Annotated in this window: 14 protein-coding genes; 6 read left to right on the top strand and 8 right to left on the bottom strand. The window is 61.9% G+C overall.

Annotation, left to right across the window (positions count from 1 at the left end):
• Positions 1–13 precede the first annotated feature (13 nt).
• From B0919_RS12255 to B0919_RS12225, 7 genes are all read right to left on the bottom strand, one after another.
• Positions 14–265, bottom strand: a complete 252-nt coding sequence (locus B0919_RS12255; protein ID WP_078012555.1) for a hypothetical protein — start codon at positions 263–265, stop codon at positions 14–16.
• A gap of 35 nt (positions 266–300) precedes the next feature.
• Positions 301–1233: a 1,4-dihydroxy-2-naphthoate polyprenyltransferase gene (locus tag B0919_RS12250; protein ID WP_078012554.1), complete on the bottom strand. Its 933-nt coding sequence runs from the start codon at positions 1231–1233 to the stop codon at positions 301–303.
• 150 nt (positions 1234–1383) lie between these two features.
• Positions 1384–1980 carry a glutathione peroxidase gene (locus B0919_RS12245; RefSeq protein ID WP_078012553.1) on the bottom strand — a complete coding sequence of 199 codons (597 nt, stop codon included), beginning with the start codon at positions 1978–1980 and terminating at the stop codon, positions 1384–1386.
• 85 nt (positions 1981–2065) lie between these two features.
• Positions 2066–2647, bottom strand: coding sequence for a TIGR00730 family Rossman fold protein (locus tag B0919_RS12240; protein ID WP_176133020.1), 582 nt, complete (start codon positions 2645–2647; stop codon positions 2066–2068).
• 86 nt (positions 2648–2733) lie between these two features.
• Positions 2734–4524, bottom strand: a complete 1791-nt coding sequence (argS, locus tag B0919_RS12235) for an arginine--tRNA ligase (RefSeq protein ID WP_078012551.1) — start codon at positions 4522–4524, stop codon at positions 2734–2736.
• A gap of 394 nt (positions 4525–4918) precedes the next feature.
• Positions 4919–5356: a YbaY family lipoprotein gene (locus B0919_RS12230; protein ID WP_078012550.1), complete on the bottom strand. Its 438-nt coding sequence runs from the start codon at positions 5354–5356 to the stop codon at positions 4919–4921.
• Between the two features lie 138 nt (positions 5357–5494).
• On the bottom strand, positions 5495–6469 hold the full coding sequence (locus B0919_RS12225; RefSeq protein ID WP_078012549.1) for an arginase: 975 nt from the start codon (positions 6467–6469) through the stop codon (positions 5495–5497).
• Between the two features lie 267 nt (positions 6470–6736).
• Between B0919_RS12225 and B0919_RS12220 the strand changes: the two genes are divergently transcribed.
• From B0919_RS12220 to B0919_RS25240, 3 genes are all read left to right on the top strand, one after another.
• On the top strand, positions 6737–8137 hold the full coding sequence (locus B0919_RS12220) for an arginine decarboxylase (protein WP_078012777.1): 1401 nt from the start codon (positions 6737–6739) through the stop codon (positions 8135–8137).
• A gap of 189 nt (positions 8138–8326) precedes the next feature.
• Positions 8327–8473, top strand: coding sequence for a hypothetical protein (locus B0919_RS25245; protein WP_176133019.1), 147 nt, complete (start codon positions 8327–8329; stop codon positions 8471–8473).
• Positions 8474–8693: 220 nt separating this feature from the next.
• On the top strand, positions 8694–8846 hold the full coding sequence (locus tag B0919_RS25240) for a hypothetical protein (RefSeq protein WP_176133018.1): 153 nt from the start codon (positions 8694–8696) through the stop codon (positions 8844–8846).
• Between the two features lie 156 nt (positions 8847–9002).
• On the opposite strand, the gene B0919_RS12215 is transcribed toward B0919_RS25240, so the two are convergent.
• Entirely contained in the window at positions 9003–9527 is a 525-nt protein-coding gene (locus B0919_RS12215) for a D-glycero-alpha-D-manno-heptose-1,7-bisphosphate 7-phosphatase (RefSeq protein ID WP_078012548.1), read from the bottom strand.
• Between the two features lie 102 nt (positions 9528–9629).
• Here B0919_RS12215 and hemG point away from each other — a divergent pair, with 102 nt between their 5' ends.
• The 3 genes from hemG to B0919_RS12200 are packed head-to-tail and all read left to right on the top strand — an operon-like array spanning position 9630 to position 12795.
• On the top strand, positions 9630–10967 hold the full coding sequence (gene hemG / locus B0919_RS12210) for a protoporphyrinogen oxidase (RefSeq protein ID WP_176133017.1): 1338 nt from the start codon (positions 9630–9632) through the stop codon (positions 10965–10967).
• A gap of 22 nt (positions 10968–10989) precedes the next feature.
• Positions 10990–11787, top strand: a complete 798-nt coding sequence (locus tag B0919_RS12205) for a polyprenol monophosphomannose synthase (protein ID WP_078012546.1) — start codon at positions 10990–10992, stop codon at positions 11785–11787.
• A gap of 54 nt (positions 11788–11841) precedes the next feature.
• Complete coding sequence (locus B0919_RS12200) at positions 11842–12795, top strand: TerC family protein (RefSeq protein WP_078012545.1); 954 nt, start codon at positions 11842–11844, stop codon at positions 12793–12795.
• Positions 12796–12886 lie beyond the last annotated feature (91 nt).

Below are 12886 nucleotides of genomic sequence, written 5' to 3'. Positions count from 1 at the left end.
ATGTAGGCCGCAGTTACCCCATACTATCGTAAGGATAAAACGGCTCTTTGGGCTGCTCCAGCTGCATAAAAGCTTCAATGGCCTCGTCAGAAACGCGCCAGTCGTTTCCCTTGGCTTCGTAGACGTAAGCAATGCCGCAGAGCTGAATGGGGTCATATGCACCCAATTTTACCCCGTCTTTTTCCGCGGTGTACCACTCAGTTTTCTGGTCGTATTTTACCGTATATCCCTTTTCCAGAAGCACGTAATACGCGGGAGCCAGCACATTGGCGGCAGCTGCCAGGTTAGCTATAAGTCTTTTTACAGCAACTGCCCCACCCCGAACAGCAGCACGAACAGCAGCGTGCTCATGGCCATCTGCTTCAGCAGCGGGTCGAGCTGCATGGACTGCTGCCGTTTCCAGACCTGCACGCCATTGAAAACGAGCAAGGGCACGGCCCCCAGAAACAGCCACTGCCATGCGGAATGGTAGTTCTGCACCACGTACGTCACGGCGGCCCCGATGCCCAGCAGCAGCAGCAGCCAGTGATACAGCCGGGCCCGGCGTGGCCCGAGACGCACCGGCACCGTGATTTTGCCGGCAAGTTCGTCGGAGCGGATGTCGCGGATGTTGTTCACGTTCAGCACCGCCGCCGAGAAGCAGCCCAGGCTGATGGCCGGCAGCAATACGTCGTAGGGCAGCTCGCGCGTCTGCAGGAAGTAGCTGCCGCACACGCCCACCAGGCCGAAGAACAGAAACACCGACACGTCGCCGAGGCCGGCGTAACCGTAGGGCCGGGCGCCAGCGGTGTAGTTGACGGCCGCCCAGATGGCGCCCAGCCCCAGCAGCAGAAAGCCCATAAACAGCCACAGCCCCGACGAGCCCAGCGCCACCCACAGCAGCCCAAGGCCCGAGGCCAGCGAAGCGGCCCCGAATACCACCATGCCCTGCTTCATCGCGGCCGGGCTGATGGTCCCGCTCTGCACGGCCCGCTGCGGCCCCTCGCGGTGCACGCTGTCGGCCCCGTTCTGCGAGTCGCCGTAGTCGTTGGCCAGGTTGCTGAGCACCTGCAGCAGCACGGTGGTCAGGGCGGCCAAGCCGATGACGGCGCCGTTGAACTCGTGCTGGCTGGCGGCCAGGAAGCCGCCCATCAGGATGCTGGCCAGGGCCAGCGGCAACGTGCGCGGCCGAAAAGCCGAAACCCAAGCCCCGACGAGGCTAGGTTTGGCGGAAGGAGTTGAGGAAGTAGTCACAGCTGCAAAGAAAACAGGCGCAGACCGGTGCGCGGGGGCCGACGGCCACGGCGGGCTTTTTTTAAGACATAGTAATGTCCGGGGTCAGACAACAGTATGTCTTGCCCCGGACATTACTATGTCTTGCAGGATGGCTGGCGGCAGCCCTCGTTATTTCATGATGGCGGCCACCAGCTCCTCGCTCATGGGCTTCACCTTCGAGGGGTAAAACGCGACGACCTGTCCCTGCTCGTTAATGAGGTACTTGCAGAAGTTCCAGGTGGGCTTGTCGTCGGTGGTGCCGTTCTGCGCTTTGCTGCCGAGGAACTGGTAAAGCGGCGCGGTGTCGGCGCCCTGCACCGATACTTTCGAGAAGAGCGGGAACGTCACGCCGTAGTTTTTCTCGCAGAAAGTGGCAATCTGCTGGTTGGTGCCCGGCTCCTGCCCACCGAAGTTGTTGGCCGGAAAGCCCAGCACCGTTACCCGGTCGCCGTGCTTGCGGTAGAGCTCCTCCAGCTCCTTGTACTGCGGGGTGTAGCCGCACTCCGAGGCAGTATTGACGATGAGCAGCTTCTTGCCGGCGTATTGGCTCAGCTTCACGGGCTGGCCGTTGATGTCATTGACGGTGAAGTCGTAGACGGTGCCGCGGGCGGCGGGGACGGCAGTTTCGGTTTCGGGCATGGCGGCAGTGGCGTTGGGGCCGGAGGCCGAGCGCGCGCCGCAAGCGGCCAGCGCCGCGGCCGCGGCGTAGAGGACAAGTGTTTTCATGACTAACGGTGGTGAGGGTTGAACGGTCAACCGCCGGTCGGCAGGCTAACCCGGAGCAGGTATGGTTTGTTTGGCCGCGTGGGGCTTAGGTGCGGCGCGGCGTGAGCCACTTTTCCACGTTCAGCGGCTGCCAGGCGTTCATCTGAGCAAGCAGGTCGGTGATGTTGTCGGCTACCAGCAGCTGGCCGCGGTTTTCGGCCCGCAGCAGGCCCTGCTGGGTCATGTGGTCGAGCAAGGCAATCAGGGCGTCGTAAAAGCCGGCCACGTTCAGCAGGCCGATGGGTTTGCGGTGCAGTCCCAGCTGGCCCCAGGTCAGCACCTCGAAGAGCTCTTCCAAAGTACCGAATCCGCCGGGCATGGCAATAAAGCCTTCGGCCAGCTCGGCCATGCGCAGCTTGCGCTGGTGCATATTGTCCACCACTTCCAGCGTGGTGAGGCCCAGGTGGGCTACTTCCTTGTCCTTCAGGAAGCCGGGAATCACCCCAATGGCCTGGCCGCCGGCGTCCACGGTGGCGTCGGCTACGGCGCCCATCAGGCCCACGTTGCCGCCGCCGTACACCAGCGTGATGCCGCGCTGGGCAAAGGTCTGTCCTACTTCGGCGGCGTGCTGGCGGTACCGCTCGTCGGTGCCGGCGCTGGAGCCGCAGTATACTGCAATTGAGTTCATCGGAATCTGAGAAAGGGCACCTCTTGGCGGGCCCTCTGACTGGTGGTAAAAAGCAGAACGCGCCGAAGCGCGTTCTGGGTAAGCAATTACATGCGCTCCGGCGCTTGGATGCCGAGTAGCTTCAGGCTCTGCCGCAGCGTGTCGGCCACCTGGGCCGAGAGGGCCACGCGCAGGCTGCGCTTGGCCGCATCGGGCTCGGGCAGCACCGGCACTTCGGTGTAAAAGCGGTTATAGGTTTTGGCCAGGTCGTAGGCGTATTGGGCAATAACAGCTGGCGAGTAAGCCTTAGCGGCCTCGGCCACAGCCGTGGGGTAGCTGGCCAGAGCCTGCACCACGTCGCGTTCGGTTTCGTGCAGCTCAGATATATCGGCGTTGAGCTCGGGCTGAATACCCATTTCGGCCGCCTTGCGCCGGAGCTGCGCAATGCGTGCGTGGGTGTACTGAATGAACGGCCCGGTGTCGCCGTGCAGCTGCACCGACTCATTCGGGTCGAAGAGCATGCGCTTTTTCGGGTCCACCTTTAGCAGGTAGTACTTGAGCGCGCCCAGGCCCAGCTTGTGGTAGAGCTGATCCAGCTCCTCGTCGCTCAGGCCCTCGGTCTTGCCCTTGGCCAGGGTGGCTTCCTTGGCGGCTTCCTTCACTTCTTCCACCAGCTCGTCGGCATCCACCACCGTGCCTTCGCGCGACTTCATCTTGCCCGAGGGCAGGTCTACCATGCCGTAGCTGAGGTGGTAAATGGCGTCGGCGTAGGGCTTGCCCAGCTTTTTGAGCACGAGCTTGAGCACCTGCATGTGGTAGTTCTGCTCGTCGGCAATGACGTAGACCGAGGAGTCGTAGCCGAAGTCCTGGTACTTCAGCTCGGCCGTGCCCAGGTCCTGGGTCATGTACACGGAGGTGCCGTCGGCGCGCAGCAGCAGCTTCTGGTCGAGCCCCTCGTCGGTGAGGTCCACCCACACTGAGCCGTCCTCCTTGCGGAAGAACACGCCCTTCTGCAGGCCCTCTTCCACGCGCTCCTTGCCCAGCAGGTAGGTTTCCGACTCGTAGTAGAACTTGTCGAAATCCACGCCGATGCGCTGGTAGGTGTCGTTGAAGCCCTCGTATACCCACCCGTTCATCTGCCGCCACAGGCTCACCACCTGCTCATCGCCGGCTTCCCAGTCACGGAGCATGTCCTGGGCGTGGCGCATCAGCGGGGCTTCGCGTTTAGCTACTTCGTTCGATACGCCCTCGGCCTCCAGCTGCTTGATTTGCTCACGGTAGTGTTTCTCAAACAGCACGTAGTACTTGCCGATGAGGTGGTCACCCTTGATGCCCGCCGACTCCGGCGTTTCGCCGTGCCCATACTCCTGGTAGGCCAGCATCGACTTGCAGATGTGGATGCCGCGGTCGTTTACCAGGTTGGCCTTGGTGACGGTGGCGCCCGTAGCCTTCAGGATTTCGGCCACCGAGTAGCCCAGGAAGTTGTTGCGCAGGTGGCCTAGGTGCAGGGGCTTGTTGGTGTTGGGCGAGGAATACTCCACCACCACGTTCTGCGGACCGCCGGTTTGCACCGGCGCGGTAATGTCCTGGCTACGCAGCTCGCTAAGCAGCCGTAGCCACTCGGCGTCAGCAATTTCCAGGTTCAGGAAGCCTTTCACCACGTTGAAGCCGCTCACGCGCGGTTCATTGGCCGTCAGCCACTCGCCCAAGGCCTGCCCGATCTGCTCGGGGCCTTTGCCCAGGGGCTTGGTCAGCGGGAAGGTTACCAGCGTGAAGGTGCCGGCAAAATCCTTGCGCGTGGGCTGAATGGTAAGCTGCTCCGGCGCCACGGCCGCGCCGAAAACTTGCTGAATGGCGGCACTGAGGGCCGCTTTGAGGTCTTGTTCGAGTTGTTGCACGAGGTGCGGATTTTATACCGAAGCGGCGGGCTACCGGCCGGCCGCGCTGAAAAAACAATGGGCTTAAGAGACAAAAGCAGACTCCAGCGTAAACCTCGCCCGCGGCAACACCCGTTGCTGCGTCGGCGGCAGGCTTACGCTACATTCGTCGCTCGCTTCGGCTCCGAAACGACCGCACCCCAGGCATCAAAACGAAGAAAGGCAGCGGTTTCACGGGCGCAAAGCTAATCACGGATTCGGCGGATTTTTCGGATTCGACGGATTTTGTGGACGATTGCAGCCCTCTACCCTCCCGCAAAATGCTGCTTGCGCCACCTCCCGGGGACTTTTTGGCCGGCCTATACCAAGCCAGCCTGGCCCAGGCACTAACTGGATGGAGCGAAGCGCTTTTGCGCTATTCCGTGGCCCGGCGCACGGTCATCTGCACCCGCTTGGGGTTGCCGCGCGTGATGACGGGATAAGCCGCGTCGTTGGTGAACAGCAGCTTGCCATCGGCCTCGATGCGGGCCTGCACGGCGTAGGTGTTGGTGCGGTCGATACGCAGCGTATCGTAGCGCAGGCTGAAGGGCAGTGGCACCTGCCGACCGTTGGTGGGCACCGTAGTAGCGGCCACCACAGTAGCAGCGGCATCCTGCTTGGTCACGTCCTGCAGCTGCACGGTCAGCACTGCGTTGGGCGGCAGGCCAATCCGTTCGCGGTAAGCCACGGTGCCCGTTACCGAATCCTGCACCACGGCCGTGATGCTGGGAGCGGCGGCGCGGGCCGTTGGCTTGGTACAGGCAGCGGCGAGGGCAAGACAAAAGAAGGCAGTCGGCAGAACAACGGTTTTCATAGCGCAAGCGGCGAAACCCAGCCCAAACGTGACTGATTATCACGAATGTACCGGGTTTCGCCGCTTTTGCATTATTCATGCCATGAATTATTCTTTTTCATTGACCAGCCCGAATGCTACCGGTTTGTGGCACGTCGTTCAGCGCCCCGTCACCGTATCCAGCCGCAGCCGCTCCTGAATGGCGTCGGTGGCCACTTCCAGGATGTCGAAGGCGTTGGCGGCCATGGTGTTTTCCGAGTCGAGCGTGGGGTTGATTTCCACCATTTCGAAGCATACCACCCGGTCATTTTCGAGCAGATAGCGGCACAGGGCCATGGCTTCGCCCACGTCGAGACCCAGTTCCACGGGCGTGCCGGTGCCCTTGCTGAAGCGCGAATCCAGGGAGTCCACGTCGAAGGAGATGTACACTAGGTCGCAGAAGCGCAGCTGCTCGTAAATCTCGCGGGCTATCTGCCGGGCGCCTTTGGCGCGGAACTCGTCGAGCTTGAAGTTGCGGATGCCGTTGCGGGCAATAATGGCGTCCTCTTCCGGTTCGGTGTCGCGCACGACCACGTACACCAGGTGGTCGGGGGTGATTTTGGGGCCTTCTTCGCCGAGGTTCTTGATTTTGCGCCAGAAAAATTCGGTTTCCGGCTCCACCTGGTTGTGCTGCAGCTCGCGGTGGTCGGCCCCGAGGGCCATGGCCAAGGGCATGCCGTGCACGTTGCCCGAAGGCGTGGTGTAGGGTGAGTGGATGTCGGCGTGGGCATCGATCCAGACGACACCCAGGGTCTTGTGCGGGTACGCGGCCTTGATGCCGGCAATGGTGCCCGCGGCGTTGCTGTGGTCGCCGGCCAACACCAGCGGAAACTCCCCGAAGCGCAGCGTCTGCTCCACCGTGCTGCTGATGCCCTTGAGCACGTTGTAGATGGAGTCGATGTGCTTGGCGTAGGGGAAGTGGTTTTTGTCGAACAGCACCTGGTTTTGGTCGGGTACTGCCACGGAATTGAAGCGGCGGAAATAGTCGGAGCCTTTGTTCAGGCAGGCCACTTTGAGGGCATCGATGCCCAGGCTGGCCCCACGGGTGCCAGCGCCGAGTTCGGACCGAACTTCGATCAGTTTGATGCGTCGCATAGAATCTTACATGGGCAGAAAAGGTTAAAAGGTGTTGTTTGCCGATTGGTGGGTGGGAAGGCACTCAACCAGGCTCGGAGCGAGCGGACTTTCCGCTCTGTTATTCTCCGACGTACAATCAACAACCAAAACACCCCCGAGGGGGTATCTTTGCGGGCCTGAAGTTCGCGAAAAAGCCGTGCTTCCGGCTGCTGTCCCATAATTTACCCATTCTTCGCTGCTTTTCCGAGCCCGCCGGCACCCGCGCGGGCACCCCAGCTAATGCCCATGGACACGTACCACGACCTTATCAGCCAGACCTTCGATTTTCCCTCGCAGGAATTCACCGTGGAGCAGAGCGAATTGCGCTTCCACGACATTCCACTGATGGACCTGATCCAGAAGCACGGCACCCCGCTGCGCCTCACCTACCTGCCCAAAATCAGCTCCAACATTCAGCGGGCCAAGCAGTGGTTTCAGCAGGGCATCGAGAAAATCGGCTACCAAGGCTCGTACACCTACTGCTACTGCACCAAAGCCTCGCACTTCGCCTTTGTGGTGGAGGAAGCGCTGAAAAACGACATCCACATCGAGACGTCGTCGGGCTACGACATGCACATCATCCGCGCGCTCTACGGCAAGGGTAAGATCAAGAAGGATACTTACATCATTGCCAACGGCTTCAAGCGCGAGCGGTACAAGCGCTACCTCACCGAGTTCATGAACGACGGCTTCGTGAACTGCATGCCGATTCTCGACAACCTCAACGAAATCGACTACTACAAGGAGCACGTGCGCGACGACGTGCGCGCCAACCTGGGCATCCGCCTGGCCTCCGACGAGGAGCCGCGCTTCCAGTTCTACACCTCGCGCCTGGGCGTGCGCTACGCCGACGCCATCCCGCTCTACGAGGAGAAGATCAAGGAGGACCCGCGCTTCGAGCTGACGATGCTGCACTACTTCATCAACACGGGCATCAAGGACACCTCCTACTACTGGTCGGAGCTGCGCCGCTTCGTGCACAAGTACTGCGAGCTGCGCAAGGTGTGCCCCACCCTGCACACCATCGACATCGGCGGCGGCCTGCCCATCCAAACGTCGATTCAGCCCGAGTACGACTACCCGTACATGATCGAGGAAGTGCTGCGCACCATCCAGCGCATCTGCCGCGAAGAGGGTGTGCCCGAGCCGCACATCTTCACCGAGTTCGGCATCTTCACGGTGGGCGAGTCCGGCGCGCACATCTACAGCATCCTCGACGAGAAGCTGCAGAACGACAAGGAGCTGTGGTACATGATCGACGGCTCGTTTATCACCAACCTGCCCGACACCTGGGCCCTGAACCAGCGCTTTATCATGCTGGCGCTCAACGGCTGGGAGCGGAGCTACAAGAAGATTCAGCTCGGCGGCATGACCTGCGACTCGCAGGACTACTACAACGCTGAGAAGCACATCTACCAGGTGTTCCTGCCCGAGCAAAGCCCGCAGAAGCCGCTGTACGTGGGCTTCTTCCACACCGGCGCCTACCAGGAGCAGCTTTCCGGCTACGGCGGCATCAAGCACTGCCTGATTCCGGCACCCAAGCACATCATCATCGACCGCAACGAGGACGGTACCGTGCGCGACTGGGAGTTTGCCCCGGAGCAGGACCCCGAATCGATGATGCGCATTCTGGGCTACACCGAGTAAACTGCGCGTCCCCCTTGTTGAGCGTCCTGCCGCCTTGCCGCGGCAGGACGTTTTGTTTCGGGCCAAGGAACCAGCGCGCCAGCTCAGCTATATCTGATTGCTGCGCTGAAAATTGCCGGGCTGGTTGGAGGTAAGCGGCGCTAAGTCGTAAGTTTGTAAAGCTCACATACGCTAAGCATCTCCCCTACCATGAAAAAAGCTCTACTCCTGCTGACGGCCGCTGCTTCGCTGGCCCTGGGTGCCTGCAACAAAACCACCTGCCCGGCTTACTCGAAAGCCGACAACAAAGTAGCCGAGCCGGTAGCTTCGGCCGCTACGCCGCAGGCCCGCCAGTAATACTGCTTACAGCCGTTTTAAAGCCCGACGGGCGCCTTATATGGGGCGCCCGTCGGGCTTTTTTGGCTTTGCATAGTACTGCTCAGCTGAGCCGGTCAATTTCATAAAAAGATAGTCACAAATAAAATTTTTCCAATACCACACAAACTAACCGCCGTGCTTACTTCGTTGATATCACGTGTTTCAACAAACACACTGCTCATCTCTTTTTTACTTTTCCATGAAAAAGCTTTCACTCGCTGCCGTTGTGACCTTGGTAGTTGGCTTGGCTTCGTGCCAGACCAAATGCCCGGCTTACACCCAGAAGGCGGCCAACCGACAGGCATCGGCCGTCACGGCTAGCACGGCACAGCCCAGCACCAACCGGCTGTAGACATTAGACATAAGGTTGCGTTAGGGGCGTAACCTTGGCGTCCCGGCAGGCAGGCTTCAACGCGGAAGCCATCCGGCCGGGACGCCACTTTTTTGAGTAGTCGGACGAAGCGGTAGCCGATTTCGACTCTTCCCAACAGCTGTCATCCTTAACTTCTTACACGCTACCAATACCAAGAATCAAGTCGGTGGCGGCGGCCAGGTTCTCCACGCGCGGCTCGTAGGTCAGCGGCTCTTCGTGGCCCACGAGGATGGCCCGCACGCCGACTTTGGCGGCTGCCTGCAGGTCGCGGGCCCGGTCGCCGACGAGCCAGCACTGCGCGGCATCCACACCAAAGCGGGCCATGGCCTTTTCCAGCATCAGCGAGTCGGGCTTGCGCGAGAGGGACTGTGACACCGACGGGTGACCCGGCGCGAAGTAAAAGGCGTCGATCAGGCCGCCGCAGGCCTGCTGCAGCTTCTGGTGGCAGGCGTCCATGTCGGTGCGGGTGTAGAGGCCTTTGGCAATGCCGGCCTGGTTGGTCACGACGATGAGCCGGTAGCCGGCCGCGTGTAGCCGCTGCAGGGCGGCCGGGACGTCGGGCAGCACCTGAAATTCTTCGGGCCGCCACACGTAGTGGCCGATTTCAGCGTTCAGCACCCCATCACGGTCGAGGAACACGGCTTTGTTGGTAGCAGTCATGGCACGAAAGTACCGGCTTTCGGCTCTATCCTCGGGCTTAAGAAGGCGGAAATGGGGCCGGCGCGTGCTATTTTTGCGGTTTCGGGCGCTTTACTCGGCAGCATGAACGTAGCAATAATCGGGGGTGGCATCACAGGCCTGGCCACGGCGTGGCACCTGCAGCAGCGCGGGGCTACGGCCCACGTATTCGAAGCCGGCCACGACGCGGGCGGCAACATGCGCAGCCGCCAGTTGCCCGGCGGCTACGTGGTAGAGCTGGGTCCGAACTCGCTGCAGCTCAGCCCCGAGCTGGAGCTGCTACTCAAATCCCTGAACCTGGAAGACCAGATTCAGGAGCCCGAAGCCGTGAGCAGCCGCCGCTACGTGGTGCGCGGCGGTAAGGTGCGCGAGCTGCCGGCCAAGCCACAACAGCTGCTCTTCAGCGGCTTTTTCAGCCTCGGTGCCAAGCTCAACGTGCTACGCGAGCTACGCCGGCCGGCCCAGGCACCAGACCCCAACGAAAGCATTGCCGACTTTTTCCGCCGTCGTTTCGGCCAAGAAATCGTCGACTACGCCGTCAACCCCTTCGTATCGGGCATCTACGCCGGCGACCCGGCCCAGCTGCTGGTGCACAAGACGTTTCCCCAGCTGCCCGCCCTGGAGCAGCAGCACGGCTCGGTACTGAAGGGCTTTGCCAAGACGATGAAGGGAGCGGCCCGGCGCCGCATCATCTCGCTGCGCGGCGGCCTGCAGGCCCTCACCGACGCCTTACAGGCACACCTGCCGCACGTGCACCTGCACACCCAGGTGGAGGCCCTGTTGCCCCAGCCCGATGGCCGCTACCGCCTGCGCCTAGCCGATCAGCCCGCCCTGGCCGAAATGTTCGACGCCGTGGTGCTGGCCCTGCCGGCCTACGCGGCTGCTCCGCTGCTGGCCCCGCTCGATGCCGCAGCCGGCGAGGCCCTGACGGCCGTGCATTACCCGCCCATGACGGCCGTGCACACGGCCTACGACCGCAGCGCCGTGCAGCACCCGCTCAATGGATTTGGCGCCTTAAGCCCGCGCGTGGAACAACCCGTGGCCGCCGGCACGTTGTGGAGTAGCTCACTGTTTCCGGACCGCGCCCCGGCCGGGCAGGTGCTGTTCACCTCCTTCGTGGGCGGGGCACAGTACGAGGCCCTGGCCCAGCAGCCGGATGAGCAACTGCTGCAGGCCGTACGGGCCGAGCAGGAGCGGCTGTACGGGCTGCAACCGGGGGCGCCGGCCCGGCTCCAACATATTTTTCGCTGGCCCCGAAGCATCCCTCAGTACGATTCTCGCATCCTACCAGCACACGCCGCCGCCGACCGCCTGGAAGGACGTGGCATCTGGACGGTGGCCAACTGGCGCGCCGGCGTGGGCATCCCCGACTGCCTGCGCCGGGCCGAAGCAGTAGCCCAAAAAATCACCTCGGCTGCGTAGCCGAATTCTTACCTTTGCCCTAATGAACGATTCGCTCGTCATCATACCGACCTACAACGAACGGGAAAACGCCGAGCTAATCATTCGTAAGGTGTTTTCGTTGCCCAAGCTATTCGATGTGCTCATCATCGATGACGGCTCGCCCGACGGCACCGCCGACGTGGTGCGCGCCCTTCAGCACGAGTTTCCGGAGCGCCTGCACCTGGAAGAGCGGCGCGGCAAGCTGGGCCTGGGCACGGCCTACCTGCACGGCTTCAAGTGGGCCCTGCAGCACGGCTACAGCTACATCTTCGAGATGGACGCCGACTTTTCCCACAACCCCGACGACCTTATCCGCCTCTACGAAGCCTGCGCCGTGGAGGGCAACGACATGGCCATCGGCTCGCGTTACATCACCGGCGTGAACGTGGTGAACTGGCCCATGGACCGCGTGCTCATGTCGTGGTTTGCCTCGGCCTACGTGCGCTTCGTCACCGGCATGCCCATCATGGATGCCACGGCCGGCTTCAAGTGCTACACGGCCCGGGTACTGCGCACCATCACGCAGAACAAGATTCACTTCGTGGGCTACGCCTTCCAGATCGAGATGAAGTGGCTGGCCTTCAAGCACGGCTTCCGCATTAAGGAAGTGCCCATTATCTTCACCGACCGCACCCGCGGCGCCTCCAAGATGTCGAAGGGCATCTTCAAGGAGGCCCTGCTGGGCGTGATGCAGATGAAGGTGGGCAGCTGGTTCCGCCAGTACCCGCACCCCGACGCGCCGGCCCTGCAACCCACGATGCCGCAATCGGCCGCAACCTCGGCCCCCGAAACACGGTAAGCCCTTGGTAAAGGCCCGCCTTGCCGCGCGGGCCGCTTACGACGGGCACCACGCATGATTTCTCCCTGGTTCTGGGTTGGCTTCAACCTGTTTGTGCTGGCCATGCTGCTGCTGGACCTGCTGGTATTCAACCGCAAGGCCCACGTGGTGCGCATGCGCGAGGCGCTGAGCTGGAGCGCGTTCTGGGTGGCGCTGTCGTTGGCGTTCAACTACTTCGTGTACCGCGAGTTCGGGCGCGAAGCGGGCATGAACTTCCTGACCGGCTACCTGCTGGAAAAGGCCCTGAGCGTGGACAATCTGTTCGTGTTCCTGCTCATCTTCACCTACTTCAAAGTGCCGGGCGAGTACCAGCACAAAATCCTGTTCTGGGGCGTGCTCGGCGCCTTGGTGCTGCGGGCGGCGTTTATCGTGCTCGGTGCCGCGCTCATTAGCAAGTTTAGCTGGACGCTCTACCTGCTGGGGGCATTCCTGGTGTACACGGGCATCAAGATGGCTTCCAGCAGCGGCGACCCGGACATCGACCCGGAAAACAACCCGGTGGTGAAGTTCCTAAGCCGCCGCTTGCCCATCACCTCGCGCTACGAGGGCGGCAAGTTCTTCGTGCGGCGCGAAAAGCTGCTGTTTGCCACGCCCCTATTCGTGGTGCTGGTGATGGTGGAAACCACCGACGTGGTCTTCGCTGCCGACTCCATCCCGGCCATCCTGGCCGTGACGCAGGACAAGTTCATCGTGTACACCTCCAACGTGTTTGCCCTGCTGGGTTTGCGCGCCCTCTATTTCGCGCTGGCCGGGCTGATGACGCTGTTTCACTACCTGCACTACGGCCTCTCGCTCATCCTCATCTTCATTGGGGGCAAGCTGCTGCTGCACGACTTTTTCGTCATTCCTACCGAGTGGGCCCTGGGCACCGTGGCTGCGCTGCTGGCCCTTTCCATTGTCGCGTCGCTGCTGCTGCCGAAGAAGGAAGTGCCCGTCGACGAGCCCGAGGACCTGCCCAAGGTGCAGTAGCCCGGACGACTCATCTGACCTTGCCGAGACGCGTCGCTACCGCCCTTTGCCAACCGCTATAAATGCCCGACGCCCGAGCAGCAGTGCTGCT

This window comes from Hymenobacter sp. CRA2, from assembly GCF_002007105.1.
Lineage (GTDB): Bacteria > Bacteroidota > Bacteroidia > Cytophagales > Hymenobacteraceae > Solirubrum.
Note: the sequence above shows the minus strand (reverse complement) of the source record. Positions and strands in the feature narration are given on the sequence as shown.